This is a genomic window from uncultured Roseibium sp. (assembly GCF_947494555.1).
Lineage (GTDB): Bacteria > Pseudomonadota > Alphaproteobacteria > Rhizobiales > Stappiaceae > Roseibium.
On record NZ_CANLVF010000006.1, the window covers coordinates 157,205 to 180,074 of the forward strand.

At 56.4% G+C, this 22,870-nt stretch carries 18 protein-coding genes; 7 read left to right on the plus strand and 11 right to left on the minus strand.

The features are described 5' to 3' along the window. Window positions 1–33: 33 nt before the first annotated feature. The 8 genes from Q0915_RS25705 to Q0915_RS25740 form a co-directional block, all read right to left on the minus strand. Window positions 34–1,023, minus strand: coding sequence for an ABC transporter substrate-binding protein (locus Q0915_RS25705; protein WP_299483589.1), 990 nt, complete (start codon window positions 1,021–1,023; stop codon window positions 34–36). Between the two features lie 340 nt (window positions 1,024–1,363). After that, window positions 1,364–3,211: a V-type ATP synthase subunit A gene (locus Q0915_RS25710; protein WP_299483590.1), complete on the minus strand. Its 1,848-nt coding sequence runs from the start codon at window positions 3,209–3,211 to the stop codon at window positions 1,364–1,366. After that, window positions 3,208–3,951: a hypothetical protein gene (locus Q0915_RS25715; RefSeq protein WP_299483591.1), complete on the minus strand. Its 744-nt coding sequence runs from the start codon at window positions 3,949–3,951 to the stop codon at window positions 3,208–3,210. Before Q0915_RS25715 ends, Q0915_RS25710 begins: the two co-directional genes overlap by 4 nt. 2 nt (window positions 3,952–3,953) lie before the next feature. Further along, complete coding sequence (locus Q0915_RS25720) at window positions 3,954–4,655, minus strand: hypothetical protein (protein ID WP_299483592.1); 702 nt, start codon at window positions 4,653–4,655, stop codon at window positions 3,954–3,956. A gap of 9 nt (window positions 4,656–4,664) precedes the next feature. Then, window positions 4,665–5,114 (minus strand): ATP synthase subunit C, encoded by a 450-nt coding sequence (locus Q0915_RS25725; protein ID WP_299483593.1) that lies wholly within the window; start codon window positions 5,112–5,114, stop codon window positions 4,665–4,667. Continuing rightward, complete coding sequence (locus tag Q0915_RS25730) at window positions 5,111–6,904, minus strand: V-type ATP synthase subunit I (protein WP_299483594.1); 1,794 nt, start codon at window positions 6,902–6,904, stop codon at window positions 5,111–5,113. Before Q0915_RS25730 ends, Q0915_RS25725 begins: the two co-directional genes overlap by 4 nt. Further along, window positions 6,901–7,524 carry a V-type ATP synthase subunit D gene (locus tag Q0915_RS25735; protein ID WP_299483595.1) on the minus strand — a complete coding sequence of 208 codons (624 nt, stop codon included), beginning with the start codon at window positions 7,522–7,524 and terminating at the stop codon, window positions 6,901–6,903. The genes Q0915_RS25730 and Q0915_RS25735 overlap by 4 nt, the downstream gene beginning before the upstream one ends. Next, on the minus strand, window positions 7,524–8,894 hold the full coding sequence (locus Q0915_RS25740) for a V-type ATP synthase subunit B (protein ID WP_299483596.1): 1,371 nt from the start codon (window positions 8,892–8,894) through the stop codon (window positions 7,524–7,526). The genes Q0915_RS25735 and Q0915_RS25740 overlap by 1 nt, the downstream gene beginning before the upstream one ends. Window positions 8,895–9,609: 715 nt before the next feature. On the opposite strand from Q0915_RS25740, the gene Q0915_RS25745 reads away from it, so the two are divergent. Next, complete coding sequence (locus Q0915_RS25745; RefSeq protein WP_299483597.1) at window positions 9,610–11,397, plus strand: ethylbenzene dehydrogenase-related protein; 1,788 nt, start codon at window positions 9,610–9,612, stop codon at window positions 11,395–11,397. 30 nt (window positions 11,398–11,427) lie between these two features. Further along, window positions 11,428–12,444 (plus strand): 2Fe-2S iron-sulfur cluster-binding protein, encoded by a 1,017-nt coding sequence (locus Q0915_RS25750; protein WP_299483598.1) that lies wholly within the window; start codon window positions 11,428–11,430, stop codon window positions 12,442–12,444. A 30-nt stretch (window positions 12,445–12,474) separates the two neighbouring features. Here Q0915_RS25750 and Q0915_RS25755 read toward each other — a convergent pair whose 3' ends face one another. From Q0915_RS25755 to Q0915_RS25765, 3 genes are all read right to left on the minus strand, one after another. Further along, window positions 12,475–15,366: an EAL domain-containing protein gene (locus Q0915_RS25755; protein WP_299483599.1), complete on the minus strand. Its 2,892-nt coding sequence runs from the start codon at window positions 15,364–15,366 to the stop codon at window positions 12,475–12,477. 12 nt (window positions 15,367–15,378) lie between these two features. Further along, window positions 15,379–16,182, minus strand: coding sequence for a substrate-binding domain-containing protein (locus tag Q0915_RS25760; RefSeq protein ID WP_299483600.1), 804 nt, complete (start codon window positions 16,180–16,182; stop codon window positions 15,379–15,381). A gap of 394 nt (window positions 16,183–16,576) precedes the next feature. Then, on the minus strand, window positions 16,577–17,611 hold the full coding sequence (locus Q0915_RS25765; RefSeq protein WP_299483601.1) for a LacI family DNA-binding transcriptional regulator: 1,035 nt from the start codon (window positions 17,609–17,611) through the stop codon (window positions 16,577–16,579). A gap of 182 nt (window positions 17,612–17,793) precedes the next feature. Between Q0915_RS25765 and Q0915_RS25770 the strand changes: the two genes are divergently transcribed. From Q0915_RS25770 to Q0915_RS25790, 5 genes are all read left to right on the plus strand, one after another. Then, a complete protein-coding gene (locus tag Q0915_RS25770) occupies window positions 17,794–19,026 on the plus strand; it encodes an ABC transporter substrate-binding protein (protein WP_299483602.1) in 1,233 nt (410 codons plus the stop codon). Window positions 19,027–19,159: 133 nt separating this feature from the next. Next, window positions 19,160–20,053 carry a sugar ABC transporter permease gene (locus Q0915_RS25775; protein WP_299483603.1) on the plus strand — a complete coding sequence of 298 codons (894 nt, stop codon included), beginning with the start codon at window positions 19,160–19,162 and terminating at the stop codon, window positions 20,051–20,053. 49 nt (window positions 20,054–20,102) lie between these two features. Then, the gene (locus Q0915_RS25780) at window positions 20,103–20,984 is read left to right on the plus strand and encodes a carbohydrate ABC transporter permease (RefSeq protein ID WP_299483843.1); all 882 of its coding nucleotides are present in this window, start codon (window positions 20,103–20,105) and stop codon (window positions 20,982–20,984) included. Between the two features lie 11 nt (window positions 20,985–20,995). After that, window positions 20,996–22,090: an ABC transporter ATP-binding protein gene (locus tag Q0915_RS25785; protein WP_299483604.1), complete on the plus strand. Its 1,095-nt coding sequence runs from the start codon at window positions 20,996–20,998 to the stop codon at window positions 22,088–22,090. Between the two features lie 31 nt (window positions 22,091–22,121). Beyond that, on the plus strand, window positions 22,122–22,868 hold the full coding sequence (locus tag Q0915_RS25790) for a sugar phosphate isomerase/epimerase (protein WP_299483605.1): 747 nt from the start codon (window positions 22,122–22,124) through the stop codon (window positions 22,866–22,868). Window positions 22,869–22,870: the final 2 nt, after the last annotated feature.

Sequence of the window (22,870 nt, forward strand, 5' to 3'; positions counted from 1 at the left end):
GCCTTCGCAACTACTCAAGCAGGCAACGACCCATCACATCTTGTCGGTGACGGCCGTCGATGTCGCGCCTTCAGGTGCCTTTGTGATAACCGGGTCGGAACCGCCTGCGAGCAAGGACTTAACCGTGCGGTCGTAGGCAGACATGTCGAGTTTGCCATCAGAGCCGTCGACCAGCTTGACGATCTCGCCAACCATGCGAACCTGATGCTTTTCGGTCTGGGCGCCGGTAGCATCATTTTCCAGAACGATTTCCGCTGCTTCTTCAGGGTTTTCCGCTGCATAAGCCCAACCCTTCATGGAAGCACGTACGAACCGCGCCAGCTTGTCGACCATCGCCGGATCGTCCAGGCTTTCTTCCAGCACGTAGAGACCGTCTTCCAGCGTCGCAACACCCTGGTCTTCATACTTGAAAACCACAAGTTCCTCCTCCGGAATGCCGGCATCGATCACCTGCCAGTATTCGTTGTAGGTCATCGTTGAGATACAGTCCGCCTGTTTCTGCAGGATCGGATCCACGTTGAAGCCCTGCTTCAGAACAGTGACACCCGCATCACCGCCTTCTGTCGGAATTCCGAGCTGGCTCATCCAGGACAGGAACGGATATTCATTGCCGAAGAACCACACGCCGAGCGTTTTGCCTTTGAAGTCGTCCGGCGAGGTAATGCCGGTGTCCTTGCGGCAGGTCAGCATCATGCCCGACTTCTTGAACGGCTGCGCGATATTCACAAGCGGCACGCCCTTTTCGCGCGAGGCCAGCGCAGACGGCATCCAGTCGATGATCACATCAGCACCACCGCCGGCGATCACCTGAGGCGGTGCAATGTCCGGACCGCCCGGCTTGATGGTGACGTCGAGGTCTTCTTCTTCATAGAAGCCCTTGTCCTTGGCAACGTAATAGCCGGCAAACTGGCCCTGCGTGACCCATTTCAATTGCAATGTCAGTTCATCTGCTGCCTGTGCGGCCCCGGACATCAGGCCCATGCCAAGTGCTGATACAAGCGCGAGACTTTTTATTGTCTTCATTGCCATTCCCCTACTGGTTATGGACCCGGCACACGGGGCTGGGTCCTTCTCTGGAATATCAAACCTTTACACAGCGATGAACCGGGCTTTCACAACCGCGCTGATCACCTGCTGCAATCCGGTCGTACGTGAATGAACGGGCGTTTTGCCTTCTGAACATCCGGCACTGACCAAATGGTCAAGAAAATCTAGAAAGGTGCTGCCTTGCCGGTCAAGGTTATTTTTTCATCAGGCCCCGATTCCGGGCAATTTTACACGTATGAAACGATACGCGTGACGATTCCCGGCCCTCGGGAACACATCGCTCAAAGCCAGACACCGGTACGCGGCGCATGTTCCGTCAGGACGTCGCTGCCGTCTCCAGGACGCCGGGTGCGGCATGCAGCAGCTCAACGATCCGGTTCAACAGGTCCTTTCGCTCGTTGCTGCCGTCAGCCGAATAGTTGAGGTTTTTGAACAAAGAGGTCTGTTCGGTGAAGAACTTGCGCACTGCGTCCTTGTCCCCAAACGCAAAGTCGGTCTTGGCAATCTTGTAGACCAGATCGAATGTCTCCTGCTGGCGCGCCAGCGGCGCGGACACGTCAACATCATCAAACGCATCCTGCTGCAGATAGACCATATCGAGAAACAGTGCCTTCTGCTGAAGCACGAAGTCCTCGGTCGAGACCCCTTCTTCGCCCGTTACCTGCATCATGCGTGTGATCTCATCCCCTTTTCTCAGAAGTTCGATCATCTCCTCGACGCGCGGCACCCAGTCAGGACCGATATTGTTCTCATACCAGTCGCCAAGCTGGCTGTGGTAGCGCGACCAAGACAACAGCGGATCGACCGCGGGATAAAACCGCTTGTAGGCCCGCTCCGAAGAAAGCCCGAGGAACGTCTTGACGGTCCCGAGCGTGGACTGCGTTACCGGCTCTTCGAAATTGCCGCCGGCCGGAGACACCGTGCCGATCATGGTAAGACTTCCGGTCTCGCCGCCCGCCGTCCTCAGAACACCGGCACGCTCGTAAACGCCCTTGATGGCTGAGTCGAGATAGGCGGGAAATGCTTCTTCGCCCGGAATTTCCTCAAGACGGCCGGAGGTTTCGCGCATCGCCTGCGCCCAGCGAGACGTGCTGTCGGCGATCAGCAAAACATCATAGCCCATCTGGCGGTAGTACTCGCCCAGCGTGATGCCTGTGTAGATCGAGGCTTCGCGGGCGGCGACCGGCATCGAGGACGTATTGCAGATGATCACCGTCCGGTCCATCAGCGTTCCGTCTCCCGAAGGGTCCGGCTGATGCGGAAATTCCGTGATGGTTTCCACGACTTCGCCGGCCCGTTCTCCACATGCAACGACAATCACGATGTTCACCGCGGAAAATCGCGAGATCAGGGATTGCAGGACCGTCTTTCCGGCACCGAACGGTCCCGGGATACAGCCCATTCCTCCACGGGCAATGGGAAAGAACGTGTCAATCAGGCGCAGCGTGGTTATCAGGGGTTCGCTGGGATAAAGCCGCTCACTTTGCCCGGCCTTGACGAGCCCTTCGGGAAGGGCGCGCCGTACAGGCCAATGCTGAACCATCGTCAGATCGCGGGTTTCACCGCGATCGTTCTTCAGTGTGATCACGACTTCGCTGATGGTGAAGGTGCCTTCCCGAACCCTTTCGACGGACCAGCTTCCCGTCATAGAGAACGGCGCCATCACCTTGTGTTCGAAACGGCCTTCCGGCACCGTGCCGAGCGTGTCTCCCGCTTTGACGGGATCACCTGCCTTGACCTTCGGCTCAAACGCCCATTTGCGAGTTTCATCCAGGACATTGGTCAATACACCCCGGGGCAGAAAGAATCCGTGCTCAGCGGCAATTTCGGCGAGCGGGTTCTGAAGGCCGTCGAATACGGTGCTGAGCAGGCCCGGTCCGAGGGCAACGGACAGCATTTCACCGCTCTGGATAACCTTGTCGCCCACGCGGACACCGGCCGTGCTTTCAAAAACCTGCGCCTCGGCCGACTTGCCCCGCACGCGCAGGACCTCGGCCTTCAGATATTCCCGGGGTTTGCCCTCGCGCTCGGGTCCGTGCGGAATGATGTACACCACTTCGTTCTTGATGAGCGGCGCGTTTTCCAATGGCGAAAGCGTCACAAGATCATCCTGGACGGCGATGATTTCGGCAGTCGGTTCCGGAAGCTGAACATGGCTTGTCATGAAGAGGCTCCCTCGAGCGGTGGTGACGTGGTTGAGAGAAAGTCTGTTTGAACCTGCGCCTCGGTGGCATTCGAACCCTCAAGCGCTGCCGCAACCAAAGCTTCAAGACGGTTGCGCGCATCGGTTTCGTCGTAGCGCGACCAGCGTTCGACAATCACCCAGCGCAAGACATAGATGGCAACGGCTTCGAAATCGAATTCGTGCAAGGCGCCGTAGTGGTCGAGTTGACGGAACACCTGGGTCAGCGTCAGCCGTTCCATGGCAATATGGTCACCTGCCTGCATCAGGCGATGCGCCTCTGCGATCCACGGCATGAAATGCCCGAGCCCGAAGGCCGGATCGCTCCAGTTCGCCTTGACCTGTGCGCACCAGCGGCCATAACCCCACAGCGCGATGTCTCCAGCGGCTTCCTGGCCGTCCCTCCGCCTGCGCAGGGCTGCGATCAGGGTTCTGGTCTCCATTCGCGTGCCGACCAGGTGCTGCAGATCCGGATACTCCTTCAAGTCGTCAATGACTTGTTTTGCGCGCCGAACAACCTCCAAGTCCTGATCATATTTCGCAACACCGGCCCATGCAGTGATTTCGACCAGCTCCCGCAGAAATTTCCTGTGATCCGCTTCCAGCATCGACAAGCGCTGCCTTAGCCGGAATTCGGATATCGGAACCTCTTTGCGGGTAAACAATTCGCCCAGATGCGGAAGGCTGGTGACGAGCGCGATATATTGGTGCGGTGCAGACATGGCTACCGGAGAACCCCTTCCATCACCGCGCGCAAACGCGGCTGAAGGTGGCGTTTCAGCAAGCTTGCGATTGCCTCTTCGGTGAGATCGATGGAAACATTCCGCTCGGTGAGCTTGACCTTGATGCCGTCAAATCCGGGGGCGGTGGAAAATGTGACACCGTCGCGCAACGCCTCGCCTGCAAGCGCGATGACGAAGTGAGTGAGTGTTCCCGGTTCGACCGCCTCTGGTGACTGCTTCAACTCCTCGAACGTCACGACCTTTTCCGGCAGAATGATCTCCATCGGCTCCGTGTCACTGACAGATGCGTTGTCCTTGGCGTTGCCAGCCATCGCAAGAATGAGCTTTTGCAGATATTGCTGATCGCCGAGCGTCGTCCCCACAAGCCGGCCCGCTTCCTGCTGGATCCGGTCGCCGAGTTCATTTCTGAGGCTCAGAACCAGATCCCGTGCGGCAACCTTCAATCCGTCTTCGGTCGCCGCCTTCTCCTTTGCCGCTTCTGCCCGTGCTTCGCTGAGAAGGGCATCCGCTTTCTTCTGCGCATCATTCACAATGTCCTCGGCCTTAGCCTTGGCCTTGGCAAGGATTTCCTCGCCCTCGGTTTGGCCGGCAGACACGCCTTCCGATTTCAAACGTTCGATCAGAGCCTGGACACCAGCCCCGGCCGCGTTTTCAAGATCGTTCGTCTCTTTGTCCCTGGACATGACCGCCTCCTAACTCGGGATCGAACCGGCCAGCACCAGCGCGAAGACAAGAGCGAAGACGGAAAACCCCTCGAGCACTGCCGCAGGGGCGAGAGAGATCCCGAAAATCTCGGGCTTCGCCTTGGAGGCGTGGATCGCCGAAGCGAGCACCTCGCCCTGACGGATCCCGGTGACAAGCATCGTGAACCCGGACAAAACACCTATGCCGAAAAGTGCCGCACCATTTGCTGCATCCACACTTGATTGCTGCAACGAGAACATGATCACGATGCCGTAGATCACCTGAGATGAGGGCATGAGTGAAACACCGATGAAACGGCCGTAACCGCCGTCACTGTCCAACATGGCGCCGATCGCGGCACTGCCGCCAAGCGCGCACCCCCAGGCACTGCCGATCGCCCCAAGGGCAACCGGCGCATAAAGCCCGAACCAGCCGAGAGCCACAACGAATTCGTTCACAGGCGTGTCTCCTCTTTCTTGAACGGACGGAAAGGCTTGCCTTCGTCCTTCAAACCCCAATTAAAAAATTCAATGACATTCAGACGCAATCCATGAACACAGCCGGCAATCAGACCGAGCCCGATGTTGATCGCATGGCCGATCGCAAGCACGAGGATTGCTATCAGAATGCCGATGCCGGGAACCGCCTGATTAAGCTGTCCGGACAGCGAGTTGATTGTCTCCGCCAGCGAGGCGGCGGCAAGACCCAGGGCAAACAGGCGCATGTAGCTCAAAACATCGGAGAAGATGTTGACGATCCTCGCAAGTGCCGCCAGACCGTCGAAAACGCGCAGTCCGCCGGATGACACGGAATCGACCATCCGGTCGCTGCCGAAAAAGCCCACAAGGAGCAGGCCCACGACCACTGACACCGGCCCGATCGTCGCAAAGAGCGTTGCCTGACCCAAAAAGGTCGCGAGACCGCCGAGAGCGACAAGGCTCCAGCCAAGCGGCTGAAACCGGGCGCTTGGTGTTTTGGCGTTAATCGCACGCATGGTATTTGCCAGAACGATATGAACAACGCCGATTGTCAGCGTGATCTTCATCATGACGTCGACATCTTTCAGATCGAGGATCTTGAGATGCGCCAGAAAGCTGCCCTGCGGCGGGGCGATCCCAAAATAACTGCCCGTGGCAATTCCGAATGCCGTGGTCGAGATCATCAGCCAGGCCGACATGCGCAACATGCGCGTCCCGAGTTCGGAACCGCCAAATCGCTTGCGGAAGAGGAACAGGACGAGCAACAGCAAAAGCCCGTAACCGGCATCGGTCATGATCATGCCGAAAAAGATGATGAACGACACATAGACGATCGCCGACGGGTCCCAGTCCCGGTAACCCGGCGTCTGGTAGAACGCGACCAGGTCTTCGCCGCCTTCCATGGAATGCGTGTTCTGAAGAAGTGTCGGCGGTTTGTCCTTGTCCGAGACCTGGTCGAACAAAACCGCTAGTCCGAGCGCACCGGCAAGGTCCTCAATCTCGGACACCTGGTCCTTGCGTGCCCAGGCCTGCAACACGAAGACCCGTTCTCTGTCGGCCGTTTCAAGGCCGGCCCGATGCCGGGCAGAGCGGTCACGTGCCGCGGCAAGGTTCTGCGCCAGAACATAGCGCCACTTCGTCAGAGACTGACGCTCCAGCTCAAGGTCTTCAAGTTCAATCGCAGCCTGTTCGTAACGATGGTGGAGTTGCGAAAGCGACAGCGTCCCCACATGAACGCGCGGCACCGGCATGGCATCGGACGGTGGTTCTTCAGGCGACAGCAAAACCACATAGGCCCGGTATTTGTCACGGTGCACGATTTCCATGATCTTGCCTGCAGGATCGATCAGGTCGATTTTTCCATTCGGCACAACATAAAACCACAACCTGTTGTCGCCGATTTCCGCGAGGTCGGAAAAGCTGAATTCGCCCCAGGGCTCGACATCCCGTATCCGGCGTTCGAGCTGAGCAAGCCGGTCCTGACAGGCCTTCAGCGCCTTACGGTTCTGAAGGGCCTGCGGCACGATGGTTTCCAGATCGAAGTCATCTGAAACAGTCACAGGCCGCCGCTGCACCGGGCCCTCCACGAGCCAGCGCAAAGCCTCCACAGCTTCTCGCCCGAGCCCTTCCGGCACCGCCTCCAGTTCCTTTTGCGCAGAACTGAGCGGGATCAGATGGAGAGACCCAAATGTCTGTGCGGCCTCCAACACCTTGTCCTTGTCATCCAGGATGCCGATCAGATTGACCTTGACGAGAGGAACAATGGTCATAAGTCGGCCATCCTTTCCCCAGCTGCACGCGCCGCCGTCTTTCGCTTGGAAATCTTTGCCCGCACCACCGCGTCACGCTCGGCATCGGCAAGTGCCATGCGGATCTTCTTGATGTTCCGCACCGCCCTTGGGATGAGCACTTTCTCGAACAAATTGACCCGCCGCGAGATGACGGCCTCGGCCTCGACGAGCTTTGCAATCCGTTCGCGGGCGACGTCGCGTTCCAGGTTGAGGCGAAGCAGATCCCGCATCCCTTCTACGTAGGGGTCGACCCAGTGCGGACGGGCGAGCAGCGAATAGCTTTCCGTTTCAACTTCAATATCTCCCAGAACAGGCAAGATCGTTCCAGAGAGGTTCTGTTCGCCCCTGACCGCCTCCTTCAGTCTCACCAAACCTTCAAGCGGGACATGTGTGTTGGCGATCATTGGCAACTTGGCCGCAAGATCCCTGAAACGCTGCTCATAGTCCCGATCCAGGCGCGCGAGTGTTTCTTTCGCCTTTGCCCGTTCCGCCATGATTTGAAGCCGCTTCAGCTCAAGCGACGGCAAGAAGCGTTTGTACTCGGCAAGCTGTGTGCTTTCCCTTGCAAGCGACGACTTGTTGAGCGCCAGTTTTGCCATCAGGCGGCAGCCTCCTCGTCACCATCCGGCGCTTGTTTCTTGAGTTTTGGAAAGTACTTGTCGATCAATCCCTGTTTCATCAAAAGCTGCTCGGGCTCGAAACATTCGGCCAGCGTCTGCCAACAAAGGTCCAAAGCGTCCTCAAGCGGCCTGGTTACCTCGATATCCATGAAACGCTCGCGGAACAGCTCACCGAATTTCAGGAGCTGGCGATCATGATCGGAAAGTTCAAACGCCATCGACTGCTTCTGTTCGGCGTCGCGCGCACCGGAATAGAAACGGATCATGGTATTCATGATCTGATTGTGATCTTCCCGGGTGACCTTGCCGATCACATGCTGTTTGAGCCGCGACAACGAGCCGAAGGGATCGATGACCCCGCTATGAAGGTAGAACTGACCTTCGGTTATGTAACCGGTATTGTCCGGCACGGGATGGGTGACATCATTTCCGGGCATGGTCGTGACGGTCAGAATGGTGACCGACCCCGAGCCCTTGAAATCACAGGCTTTTTCATACCTTCGCGCAAGCTGCGAATAGAGATCTCCCGGATACCCGCGGTTTGCCGGAACCCGCTCCATCGCAATGGAAACTTCTTTCATGGCGTCCGCGAATGCCGTCATGTCCGTGAGCAGAACCAGGACGCGCTTGCCTTCCTCAACCGCGAATTTCTCTGCGACGGCAAGCGCCATGTCGGGCACTTGCAATCGCTCGACGACGGGATCCGATGCCTGGTTGATGAACATGACCGTTCGCGGAAAAACGCCTGCATCTTCGAACTGCTTCCGGAAGAACGCGTAGTCGTCGAATATCAGGCCGAGGCCCCCAAACACCACGATGTCCGCATCTGCCTGAATGCCGATACGCGCCAGAAATGGGTTATAAGGCTCGCCGGAAACCGAGAATATCGGGATTTTCTGGCTCTCCACCAGGCAATTGAAGATGTCGATCATCGGCACGTCGGTGCGGATCATCCGCGATGCCAGAACCCGTTTCATCGGGTTGGCCGACGGTCCACCGATCGGAACGGTGGGATCGCTCGACAGATCCGGTCCCTGATCGATCGGATGTCCGGCGCCGTCAAAAACCCGCCCCAGGATATTGTCTGAATAAGTTACCTTTGCCGGTTCGCCCAGAAAACGCACAGCGGCATTGTTTGCAAGTCCCTTGGTACCGGAGTTGACCTGGAGGGAGACCATGTCCTTGTCAATATTGATGACTTGCGCGAGCGAAGTGCCGCCGTCTCCGGCTTCGACAACCGCCAGATCTCCGAGGCAGGGACGGCCTTCAGACTCAGATTTCGACGCAGAGACCTGGATCCGAATGATGTCACCGACAATATCGACAATGCGGGTATGGGAGACGAGCATATTTGCCCCCTTGGGAATGAAACTTGGCCTGTTTCCAATCGACCGGACGGACACGGCAAAACGCGCGCCTGACGTATCCGACACTATCTTAAGCGGGTTTTTCGACCCGATACAACCAGTGCATGAGGCGCCAGTGGCCGCCCGCTTCAACCTGATCGAAGTTAATGGACGAATGATAACGCGCGTATGACTTGGATCATTGCCGCGGCAACCATTTCGCCATCAGAGCGGCGTTTAATCTTAATGGCCGGTCTTCACCGTCATCAAGTGTACCTGGGCATGACTTGATTTGCAGCTTACAGAGCTGACCCAGTCTAGCTCCTGTTCGAATAGAGGGATGCTTTTGAGCTCCCGGGGTGTGCGTGAATGTTTCAGGAGAGTCTATGCGTCTAGGATGAAAGCGAATTTTGCTCATCCACATGCGCAATCGAACACGGTAAAAAGTATCTGTAATCAGTTTGAAAGAGCAAAACAGCTGCAAAAAATACAACCCAGCTTACAATTATTGGTTATATCTTCCCATACGTAAATTTTTACATTGAACAATGCACTCATTAACCACAATCCATCATTTAACTGGGCATTTTGTACAATTTTCTATTTATTTTTTGCTGCGTTGATGTTTTGTTAACTTAACAATTCAAATTCCAAACAATTTTATGCAATAACTGGGACACTTTCTTGGTTTTTGCTATTGGTGCGTGTGGAGGGCAATTTGACGGACCATGTGACTGATCACTCTCTTGAACTCACGCCACCGCCAAATTCAGCTGATCGTACTGCATCCAGCACCCGTCAAGACAAGACCCGACCCGCTTCCGGCTCGCCAGAAGCGCCGAAGCCGGTGGTGCGAAGCGACCTTGGGACCATCCTGCTTCATTGGACACTGGTGATTGCAATCGTCACCAGCCTGGTTACCGGCCTTCGGTTGTCCGCGGATGCAGAAAATTCGTGGTTCGCCAAGCTTTTCGAGCCAATCCTGCCACAGGGCGAAATCTGGACCTGGCACTATCTGTCCGCAGTTTTCGTTCTGGCCCTGATTTTCGCTTATGCAGCCTATATGTCCGCCGCCCGGTTGAAGCGGCGTGTCTCCTCGAAAAAAATTGTGGTCCTGTCACTGCCGGCGAGCAACAAGCTGCGTATCGCTGCAGTCAATGTCATTGCCTATTGGATCCTGTTCGCTGCGGTCCTTGTTCTGACCGCAACCGGTGTTCTGCTCTATCTCGGGCATGGCGGCCTCTGGGTGACGGTGCATTATGTGTCAGCGCTCACCGTTCTGGGCTACATCGTTGCGCACGTTGTTCTGCACTACTTCTACGGCGGGCTTGCGCAATTGCTCCGCCTGTTCCGGCCCCAGCCGCTTCGTCAATTCCCGGGGATGGGAAAGTACCCGCTCGCAAAGTCGGCCGCACTCGGGGCCGTTGTCATCGCGGGTGCGCTCCTGCTTGATTTCGGCACGCGTGACGATCTTGTCGTGTCTCAGGCCTCTGCGCTTCCAAAACTGGACGGCGTTCTTGACGACGCCGCCTGGCAGGATGCACGTCCCGTCTTTGTGCGGACCAATCAGGGGTCCGGTTTGAGCGGCACGGGAGAGTCGACCGTGGAGGTCCGTGCAGCGCAGATCGGCGACAAGATCGCATTCGCATTCCGTTGGGACGACAGCAACCGCTCCTTGAAGCGCCATCCGCTCGTGAAATCCGAAGACGGCTGGCGGATGCTCAACAACCGGGCCGATATTTCGGACGAAACCGCCTACTACGAGGACAAGTTTTCTGTCGCATTTTCCAAAACGGATGCGTTTGGCGGCGGTGACTCGACCCACATGGGTCCGAAACCACTGGGTGACAAACCACCTTCGCTTCACGGACGCGGCCTGCATTACACGACGGATGGCAGTCTGATTGACGTCTGGCAGTGGAAGGCCGCCCGCGGCGGCATGCTTGGCAAGGTGGACGACATGTGGTTCGGCACGCCCTTGGAGCCGAGCGAAGCCCAGGCTGCCGGAACCAAGCGTTACAGTGCCGGATACGGCGCCGACGAAGGCAAGTCCTTCTATGTCTATAACTATAAGAAGCAGTCAGGATCGGATTACGGCGGAACGGTCGACGTCCTCCGTCTTCCCGCGGACCATGTCAAAACGGCATCCCTGATGGGAAACGTTGACATGTCCATTGAAGCAACCGACGACGAAGGCTCGCAATGGTGGATGTTCGATGATGAGAGCGTTCCCTATTCCGCGGAAAAAGACAGCGAGATCCCGGTCGGAACTGTCATTCCTGGCGTCCTGATTACCGGCGAATATCTTGGCAGCCGAGCCGACCTGAACGGCGGCGCGAAATGGGAGGACGGTTACTGGACGCTTGAAGTGGTTCGGGACATGAACACCGGGAACCATCAAGATCTGCCGATGGAGGACGGCCTCTTTGTGTGGGTGTCCGTCTTCGATCACAACCAGACCCGCCACACACGGCATTCGCGTCCCGTTCGCCTGACACTCAACTGACAATGCAACGCACCATCACGGACAAAAACCATGTCGAAGAGCACCTGCACGGTTACGATCAACGGTAAGAAAATCAAGGCAAATGTTGGCGATACCCTCATCGATGCGGGGCTTGGCGGAAGACTGGTCTTGCCGCATGACTGCTGTTCAGGACAGTGCGAAACCTGCAGAGTTCGTGTGCTGAACGGAAAGGTCGATGCGCTCGGCACAGACGAAAAGAGTACCGTGCTCGGCTGCCTCGCGGTGCTCGAGGGTGACGCGGAAATCTCCTACGACCCTGTTCCGCTCGTGAAAACCCTGAAAGGCACGGTGGACGGCATCCGGAAGATCAAAGACGATTATCTGGAAGTCCGCATCCGGACCACAAAGCCTGTAACATGGCTGCCGGGACAATACCTTCGCGCCACGTTCAACGGATATCCGGCAAGGGACTACAGCCCCACGACACCTCTTAATCTCGATGCAGAGCAAAACGTGATCGTCTTTCACATCAAGGTCTATCCGAACAGCATCGTGTCTTCCAAACTCGGATCCGAAATCGGTGTCGGTCACCCTGTGAAACTACGCGGCCCCTTCGGAAACGGGTTTTTGCGCAGACAGAGCGAACCCATCGTCCTGACGTCGACCGGTACCGGTTTTGCTCCCATCTGGTCAATCGCGGTCGCAGCCATCCTGGGTCAGCCTGATCGGCCGATCAGGCTCGTTGTCGGCTCAAGAACACGGGACGGTCTCTACATGCGCGATGCCGTGCGCTGGCTTCAGAATCGCGGCGTACCGATCACGTTGACGGCAAGCGACGGCGACGACGATACGGTCCTGACTGCACGCCCCTGTGAACTCCTTGGCGAGCTGACACCAGATCACGTCATCTATTCGGCCGGAGCACCTTCCCATGTGGAAGCGACGCGGGAGGTTGCGCGCCAGGCCGGCGCGACGTTCTACGCGGATCCGTTCTATGTGGCTGAAGAGACTTCGGGATTGAAGAGCCTCGCCACCAGCCTCATTCGCAAGGCAAAAACGCCTTTCGTGACTGCCGCAGCGCGGTAAGTACCGAGTGCCGGTTTTCGCAGAGGCTGGTTATTGCGCAGCTGCCGTCAGCGGGGGCTGGCATTCAAAGAGAAGTTCATCCAATTGAGACACCGGCATGGGATGCCCGAGGAAGTATCCCTGCGCGTCGGTACACCCGATATCTTTGAGCATCTCCAGCAGAAGCTCGGTTTCGACACCCTCGGCAGTGGTAGTCATATCGAGGTTTTTCGCAAGATCGATCACGGCCTTGACGATCGAAACGGATTCGTCCGAATAGGCCATCGACCGGACGAATGACTGATCGATCTTGATTTTGTCGAACGGGAATCTGCGCAAATAACTCAGCGATGAGTATCCGGTTCCAAAGTCGTCCATCGAAATCTTGACCCCCAGCGTTTTGGCCTGGTGCAAGGCATCAAGGATCTCTTCAGACTCTATGAGCAGGACGCTTTCCGTGACCTCCAGTTCAAGGCGGTCCGCCCTGAAGTCCGATTTGGAAAGTGCGCTTATGAGAACCGGGCCAAAGCCATGACCGCGCAACTGGCGGGGCGAAAGGTTGACGGCAACGCGTAAATGATCCGGCCATTCAGAAGCCCTGCGGCAGGCTTCGTTCAGGACCCATTCTCCGAGCGGAACGATCAGGCCGGTGTCTTCTGCAAGCGGAATGAATTCCATGGGAGGAACCATGCCACGCTTGGGGTGGTTCCAGCGTACGAGCGCTTCAAACCCGGTAATTGCGTTGCTGGCGAGCGAATATTGCGGCTGGAAATAGAGCTCCAGTTCGTCGTTCGCGATCGCGTGGCGCAGATCCGTAATCAATTCACGGCGCTCATTGACCGCAGTTCCCATGTCAGACTCGAAGAACCGATGCGTGTTGCGTCCGTCTTCCTTGGCCTGATAAAGCGCAAGATCGGCCTGTTTGAAGAGGTCATCGCCGGCAACATCCGCCCCGTGCGAAAGCGTGATACCGACACTCACCCCGATGACGATTTCATGGTCTGCAATCTGGAACGGTTTGGACAGTTCCCAAATGACCGATTGTGCCAGTTCGTCCACCGCATAAACGCTCACCGGAAGGTCCGTCAGGATCGCGAACTCGTCGCCGCCAAGACGCACGACCAGTTCTCTTTCACTGATCAGGTCCTTCAACCGCTCGGCGACCTGGCGCAGCAGCTCGTCACCAATTGGATGGCCAAGGGAATCGTTGACCGTTTTGAATTCATCAAGATCCAGGCACAAGATACCGAATTCGCCGCCCTGGGACTTCTGCCGTTTCAGCAACGCTTCCAACTGATCCCGGAATTCTATCCGGTTGGGCAACTGGGTCAGCATGTCGTGCCGCGCGAGGAATGCCAACCGGTCGCGCGCTTCCTGCCGTTCGGTGATGTCCTCGGAGATCGCAACCCAGCCGCCATCGCAAAGCGGCTGACGGGTCGTCAGCACGATCCTGCCTGAACGGATCCTGACCATTTCCGTGCTTTGTTGACCGCCTTTTGTCCGTGCGAATGGCACGCTCATCTCCTTGGCGGCCGTTACTTCGGTTTCCACCAGTTCGACATCGAGCACGTCCGCAATGTCCGCTGAGGACATGCCGGGGCGTATGGTCTCGTCGCTGAGTTCGAACAACTCGGCGTACCGCTGGTTCGAAACGATGAGCTTTCCCCTCGAATCGAACATGCAAAGCCCGTGGGACATATTGTTCAAAGCGGCGTCAAACAGAACATTCTGCTCACGCAGCTTCGCTTCCTGGGACCTCAGGATAGTGTTCTTTTCGTGCACCCTTACCCGAAGGGCGTCGCGTTCCTTGACCGATCTTTGCAGCGACACGACGGATCTGGCGATGTCGCCTACCTCATCGAGACGTTCAGTGCCGGCTACTCGGTTTTCGAAATCGCCGGCCGCGATGCCCGACAATACCCTCGTGATCTTGGTCAGCGGCCGCGTGATCTGCCGTGAGAGAAGAAATGCAACGCTGGCAAATGCGGCGAGAGCAAGCAATCCGAACAAAAACAGCCGCTTCAGCAGTTTGGACTCTTCTTCCGTACCAATCCGGGTAAGCTCGCTCTGCGTTTCGGTAAGTTGCTCGATTGGCAAGAGGGCGCATATCGACAAGGGAGCGATCGGCATGCCGCATTTGATCACGTGGCTTCCGCTGGCCGTGATATAGGGAGCCCCGTCAGAAGCCTGGGTATCTTCGATCGATCCGTCGAAACTTGCTCTGGAAATGATCTCATTGTCGTGAACAATCACCAGCCCGAATGAGTTGATATCGGCGAGATCAGTCAGCATCGGTTCGTATTCCCGCAACCAGCGCTGCGCCATCAATCCGCCGACCACATAACCGAAATCGTCGAAGACAGGAACGAACATGACCTGCGAAACGGCGTTCACGTTCTTGCCCGGGACGAATACCCGGGACTCTTCCTCAGGCAGGATCCCGTTAAAGATCAGAGGCTTATCGGGCATACTGTCGCGCAAGGAACGCGCAACATCTTCATAAAAGCCGAGTTTCGGGAGTTCGGAACCAAGAGCAACGATGTCGGTGTCATAGGATGAAGACCCGACGATGCGGCCCCTGTCGTCGAGAACGACAATCCCGTCGATATCGTCCAACGCAGCAAAAGGTCCGAGCAACTCGGACATGGCGACGTTGTTTCGAGACTCGATGGCCTTTGCGATATTCGGGTCTGCGGCAATTGCACTAACCCGTCTGACACGATCTTCGAAAAGAAACTCGAGCCGCTTGCCTGCCAGCTTTACATCTGCCCGCAACGTCTCAAGCACTCTGGATTGCGATAGCTGAAGCAACTCGCTTTGCTGCCGCGCCATGCTGTCTTCCAACTGATACGCGACCAGTCCGATCAAGCCAGCAAAGGCACATAGCGCTGTGAAAACAGCGCCATATGTATAATGCCAGAGAAGGGATGAGTGACGTATCATTTGGTCAGTGCACTATTTTTCTACCGGAACGCCGCCAAAATTCTCGATCAGTTCACTTGCGCCATCCGACCGGCTGAAGTCGATAAAGGCTTCCATCGGGCCATCCATCGTCCCCTCCTTGTAGATGAGTGCCAAAGTGACCGCGCTTGGATAGCCTGCGTCTGTCGGGTGATTTCCGTCGACTTTGAGCACAGACAATCCATCTTCGAGAGGTTTCGAATAGGGACCGAACGCAATCGCGCCCTTTACGTCCTTGGCCGTGTTGATAGCTTCTTGGGTCGTGACAGCCGTTTTCGAACGGGGGGAAAACTTCAACTGTTTCCAGCCCGGCATGGAGGAACGCAAAACCTGGAGAGTGCTGTCGGCATCTTCGCGCCGAACAAGTTTCACACGCATGTCAGCGCCACCAAGATCGGACCAGTTGCTGATCTCACCGGTGAACAGTTTCACCAGATCTTCGCTCGAAACAGAGGTTATGCCAGTCGAGGGATGCGCAAAGATCGCGCTCGGGATTTTTGCAATCGGCAGATAAACCAGGCCAAAGGCAACTTCGCTGTCCTTCAGGGGTCTGGCCACCCTGCCGAGCCGCTCGGCTCCGGAACTTACAGCAGCAATCCCGCCACCGGAGCCGATGCTGGGAGGAATGGAAAGTTCGATGCCCGGATGAGCTGACTGAAAACCCTCTCCGATTTCGCGGAGCATCTCCAGGCCATCCCCCGTTCCAACCACATTCAGTGTGGAATCAGCGGAGGCAGAACTTGTTTGAGAGAAAATGACGCCTAGCGACAATGCCAAGCCAAATGCAAAGGTACGCATTACGACCACCCATGTTTATTTTGACAATCAAAGTGCCATCTTCAAGTTAATTAAAAACTAAAGTACCGATATTTTTTACAATTAACATGTTGTAAGAATTAATGAATGCAATAAATACGTATGTTGTTACAACTTGATTACAACTTAACTTTGCACGACATCTTCCCAAAGGTAATTTTTTCCTATTCCAGATCGCAAAATGCAATCAGGAAAGTCACCTGGGCTTCCCGGATTCGCTGGAATTTTTTGAGAAAGGCTGAATTACTCAATAAAAACTGCGGCAAAATCTGCCCGACAACTCAATAATTGCAACGACTTGCAGTTCAGGTTCACTTTCGGGATTTTTCCATGAAACTGGAACAACCGGAGGCTGTTATCCGCTACACAAGTTTTATTATGACGTTGGCGGAGCAGAGCTCTGACGAACGACAAGTTCAACATCGACAAATACGGGCGTGTCCGTTGCTGTCTTCGCGCTCTTGTTCAGATCGATACACTCCAGCAGCAAAGCGGCTGCCTTGGTTCCAAGGGCGTGTCTGTCCTGCCGAATGGTGGTCAGGGACGGGACGTAAAAATCGGACAGCTCAATGTCGTCGAATCCCACTACGGAAATGTCCTCAGGCACCCTCAGACCACCCGCGGTCAAAGTGGACATGAGTCCAAAGGCCACCTGATCCGAAGCACAGAAAACCGCCGTTGGACGATGCTGCATGCCCAGTATCTTTGTTGCAGCAATTCGGCCGGATTCAAGGGAAAAATCGCCCCGGATAATCCACTCATCGCGCGACGGCAGACCAAGCCGGCCGCGCTCTTCCAACATTCCCTCCCGGCGCGCATGCGTGAGAACATTGTCGGAGGGTCCCGTTACATGAGCGATCTTTGTGTGACCAAGTTCATAAAGATGTCGCACGGCAAGCCGGGCGCCCTGGATGTTGTCGCTTCTAACAGAGGGTAGCTGGGCATTGTGCACCCATTCACAAGCAAACACGATCTTGTCAGCGACCCCGTTTTCACGGAACTGTTGCAACTCGTTTTCTGAAAGCGCGCCATCAAGGCAAATCAGGCCGTCGATCTGGGAATCGAGGAAGTAATCCACGAGGTACTTGCCGGTTGTTGCATGATCCTTTGTGTCCGCAATCAGCACGGACGTGTCCTCATCTCCAAACCGCTCGCTGATGCCTGCAAGTATCTTGGAAAAAAACGGGTTTCCAAGATTGGGAACGAGCACCAGCACCGCTCCCGCCTGGCGAGTCCTCAATGTCCGCGCCGCCTTGTTCACGCGATAGCCGGTGGACCGGATGGCTGCAAGGACGCTTTCGCGGGTCGCCTCCGTCAAGAGGTCTGGATTGCTGAGTGCGCGGCTGACAGTTGCCGTTGAAACACCCGCTGCCCGGGCGACATCAAGAATGCGCGCATTTTTCTGGACCAATGCCATCTCCGGAAGTTTGTTTTGCCTTTGACCACATTCCGGGTTGACACAGAGCCATTTCCCTAGAATGATAAATGTAATCGATTACATCAATGATACTACAATATGTAATCGATTACAAAGTGAGGTGAAAGCCACATTCAGAGGACAATCGGACACGTGGTGTTCGATGGGAGGATAAAATGAAATCATTACGCGTAGTTTTTGCTGCATCCACGGCTCTTTGTGCTGCAACGGCCGCAAACGCAACTGACCTTGAAGTTACCCATTGGTGGACTTCGGGCGGCGAGGCTGCCGCTGTTGCAGAATTCGCAAAGGCGTTTGATGCAACGGGCAACAAGTGGGTTGACGGCGCAATCGCCGGCTCCGGCGGAACGGCACGTCCGATCATGATCAGCCGCATCACGGGCGGCGACCCTATGGGCGCCACCCAGTTCAACCATGGCCGCCAGGCAGAGGAACTGGTTGAAGCCGGGCTCATGCGCGATCTCACGGACATTGCCGAGGAAGGTAACTGGAAGGAACTCGTCTTCCCGTCGTCTTTGCTCGACAGCTGCACTCTGGACGGCAGAATCTACTGCGTGCCGGTCAACATCCATTCGCCACAATGGCTCTGGATCAACAATGCCGCATTCGAGGACAACGGTCTGGCCGTACCCACCAACTGGGACGAATTTGTCGCCGCTGCCCCGAAGCTTCAGGAGGCCGGCATCGTGCCGCTGGCAATGGGTCAGCAGCCCTGGCAAACAACACTGGCGTTTCAAACGCTCCTGACCGCCCTGGCGGGTCCTGAAACCTACACAAAAGTTTTTGGTGACAAGGATGCTGACGTTGCCGGCGGACCAGAAATGGCGAAAGTCTTTGAAGCTGCTGCAACGGCCCGGGATCTTGCCAAGGATTCCAATGTCCAGGCCTGGAACGATGCAACGAACCTCGTCATCACCGGAAAGGCCGGAGGCCAGATCATGGGTGACTGGGCGCAGGGCGAATTCCAGGTCGCAGAACAGGTCGCCGGCAAAGACTACACCTGTCTGCCGGGCCTCGGCGTCAATGAAGTAATCCAGACGGGCGGAGATGCGTTCTACTTCCCGAAGGTGGATGACGAAGCAATCACGGCAGCACAGGGCGAACTCGCCAAGGTCATGATGGCTCCAGCAACGCAAGTGGCGTTCAACCTGAAAAAAGGATCTCTGCCTGTGCGCGGAGACGTGGACCTTTCAGCTGCGAATGACTGCATGCGCAAGGGCCTCGATATCCTGGCCAAAGGTGACATCATCCAGGGCCCGGACCAGCTCATGTCCGCCGACAGCCTGACGCAGGTCAACGATCTGTTTGTCGAGTTCTTCAACAATCCGGAAATGTCCGCCGAAGACGCACAGAAGCAATTCGCGTCGATCATCAGCAGCGCGGACTGATCCCGTCACCCTCCGCCGCCCGGACCGTCGTCGTCAACTTACGCCCGGGCGGCGTCCTCCAGCCCTGCGCGCAGAAATGCGCGCAGGGAACTCCGGGTGCATGCCGGAAGTTTATTCAAAAAGGCTCTAGGACATGGCCGCAGCAACAGGTCCATCTAGGTGGCACAAGAACATAAGCGCCAAAGTGGCGGCGCTGCCGATGATCACAACCGCTCTCGTCGTCTTCATCGGCGGAACGGCCTGGACAGTGGTTTATTCGTTCACGAATTCCAAGCTGCTTCCGAGAGAGAAATTTGTCGGTTTTGCGCAGTACGATCGTCTCTGGAATAGCAGCAAATGGTTGATATCCATCGAGAATCTGGCGATCTACGGTGCGTTCTCGCTGGTCTTTTCGCTCCTCATAGGCTTCCTGCTTGCAGCTCTGCTTGACCAGAAGATCCGCTTTGAAGACACGTTCCGAACGATCCTGCTCTACCCGTTCGCGCTGAGTTTCATCGTGACCGGTCTTGCCTGGCAATGGATCCTAAATCCTGACTTCGGCGTGCAGGAGGTCGTACGCAGTCTCGGCTGGGAAAGTTTTGCGTTTGATCCGCTCTATAATCCAGAAATTGTCATCTACGGCATACTCATTGCCGGTCTCTGGCAAGGGACGGGCCTAATCATGTGCCTCATGCTGGCGGGTTTACGCGGCATCGACGAGGATATCTGGAAGGCCGCGAAGATCGATGGCATCCCGATGTGGAAGACCTACATCTTCATCGTCATTCCGATGATGCGGGGTATCTTCATAACCGCCATCGTCCTGATCGCATCCGGCATCATCAAGGTTTACGATCTGGTTGTCGCACAAACGGGCGGCGGGCCCGGCATATCTTCAGAAGTGCCCGCCAAATACGTCTATGACGCCATGTTCCTGTCGCAGAATCTTGGACAGGGTTTTGCCGCCTCGACCATGATGCTGCTCACGGTAATCATCATCGTGGTGCCCTGGGCCTATCTTGAATTCGGAGGAAAGCGCCGTGGGTAACGTGACCAAAACCTCCGCTGAAGTCGAACTCGCTCCCGTCAGTCACGAGATGACCGGGCCGCGGGGGCGCAAACCCCGAAAAATGCTGTCGCGCCGGAACATCATGATCTACGGCACTTTGATCGTGGTCTCGCTTTATTACCTTCTGCCGCTATACGTTATGATCGTTACGTCGCTGAAGGGCATGCCCGAAATCCGGCTTGGCAACATCTTCTCACCGCCCGTTGAAATTACCTTCCAGCCGTGGGTCAAGGCCTGGGCGGAAGCCTGTACGGGTCTCAATTGCGACGGCCTGTCGCGCGGTTTTTTCAACTCGGTCAGAATTCTCGTGCCGTCGGTGATCCTCTCGATCGCAATTGCCTCCGTCAACGGCTATGCGCTCGCCAATTGGCGTTTCAAAGGGTCCGAAACGTTCTTCACAATCCTGATCGTCGGCGCATTCATCCCCTACCAGGTGATGATTTATCCGATCGTGATCATGCTGCGGGAAGTCGGCCTTTATGGCAGCCTGACAGGGCTTGTGATTGTGCACACGATTTTCGGCATGCCGATCCTGACCTTGCTGTTCCGAAACTATTTTGCCTCCGTGCCACAGGAGCTGTTCAAGGCCGCGCGCGTCGATGGCGCCGGGTTCTGGGGGATCTATTTCCGGATCATGGTGCCCATGAGCCTGCCGATTTTCGTGGTCGCAATGATCCTTCAGGTCACCGGTATCTGGAACGACTTCCTGTTCGGCGTCATTTACACCAAGCCGGACCTCTACCCGATGACCGTGCAGCTCAACAACATCGTCAACTCCACGCAGGGCGTTAAGGAATACAACGTCAACATGGCCGCGACGATCCTGACCGGGCTCGTCCCGCTCACCATCTATTTCATCTCCGGCAAACTCTTTGTCCGCGGCATCGCCGCAGGCGCCGTGAAAGGCTGAAGAGACGTCTTATGGAAACCAATCACAGTATCTCTATCAAGAACCTGGCCCTCAGCTTCGGATCACTCGATGTCCTGAAGGATCTCAACCTGGATGTCGGGCGGGGCGAGTTCCTGGTCCTGCTGGGATCTTCAGGCTGCGGCAAATCCACCCTGCTCAACTGCATCGCCGGTCTTCTGGACGTATCCGACGGGCAGATTTTCATCGGCGGCCGCAACGTAACCTGGGAAGAGCCTTCCAAACGGGGCATCGGCATGGTGTTTCAAAGCTATGCTCTCTACCCCCAGATGACTGTTGCGGGAAATCTGAGTTTCGGACTGAAAAACGCCGGACTGCCGAAAGCCGAGATCGAGGAACGGGTTAACCGCGCGGCGAAGGTCCTCCAGATCGAACCCCTGCTCACGCGTAAACCTGCCGCCCTGTCCGGCGGGCAGCGCCAGCGTGCGGCAATCGGCCGGGCCCTTGTTCGCGACGCCGATGTGTTCCTGTTCGACGAGCCGCTCTCCAACCTGGATGCAAAGCTGCGCGCTGACCTGCGAGTAGAAATCAAGCAGCTTCACCAGAAGCTCAGCAACACGATGATCTATGTCACACATGACCAGATCGAAGCGATGACGCTTGCCGACCGGATTGCGATCATGCGTGGCGGTCAGATCCTGCAGCTGGCGTCTCCGCACGAGATCTACAACAGGCCGGCCAGCAAATATGTCGCCGAGTTCATCGGCTCACCCACCATGAATTTCTTTGACGGCGAGATTGTCGGCGGCGACGGGCTGCGCTTTTCCTCCGGTGATCAGCTCTTCCCGCTTGAGGGTTATCAATTCCAGGACGACTTACCGGTCCAGGGCCCTGCCTGGTTCGGAATCCGGCCGGAACACATGATTACCGGAGCCGAAGCGCAAGCCGCGCCCATCAAGCTGAACGGGCAGATCGAACTGGTGGAACCGCTCGGATCGGACACGCTTGCCCGGGTCGATATAGGCGGCCGGTCAATTTGGGTACGCCTGGACGGACAAGCGAATGTCCATGATGGCGACAGCATCGTCGTCGGCTTTGACTCTGCACGAGCCAATCTCTTCGAAAAATCATCTGAAAACCGGATCTAACAGACCTCCTCCAACCTTCAGGACAATCGTCATGAATGTGTCTTTTCAACTCTACTCCGCGCGCAATTTCACACCGTGGGAGCCTGTGCTCGAACATCTTTCAAACCTTGGATACACGCAGGTGGAAGGCTTCGGTGCGGTTTATGAGGATGCACCAGCATTCCGAGCCTTGCTGGCCAAACACGGACTTGCCATGCCGTCGGGCCATTTCTTCCCGTTCGAACAGCTCCTGGACGATACAGGCAAAGTACTGGATACGGCAAAAACGCTTGGAATGGAGCGCCTGTTCGTGCCCGCAGTACCACCAGAGCAACGTTCCACCGACCCGGATGTGTGGGTGTCGCTTGGACAAAAACTCGAAAACATCGGCGAGAAAGTACGCGGGGCAGGCCTGCGCTTCGGCTGGCACAACCACGATTTCGAATTTGTCGCCTGTTCGGACGGCCGCCTGCCCATGGATATCATCATGGCAAGCGCGCCGAGCATCGAGTGGGAAGCCGATATCGCCTGGATCGTTCGAGGCGGCCAGGATCCGCTTTTATGGATCGACCGCTACGCCGAGCGGATCACAACGGCGCACGTCAAGGATATTGCCCCTCAAGACGAATGCATCGACGAAGACGGCTGGGCCGATGTGGGTTATGGCGTCATGGACTGGCAGGGTCTCACCGCTGCCTTGCGCAACATCGGCGTCGACCTCTTTGTCATGGAACACGACAACCCCTCAGATTTCGAGCGCTTTGCGAGCCGCTCCATCACATCGTTCCAAAAGCTCTAAGG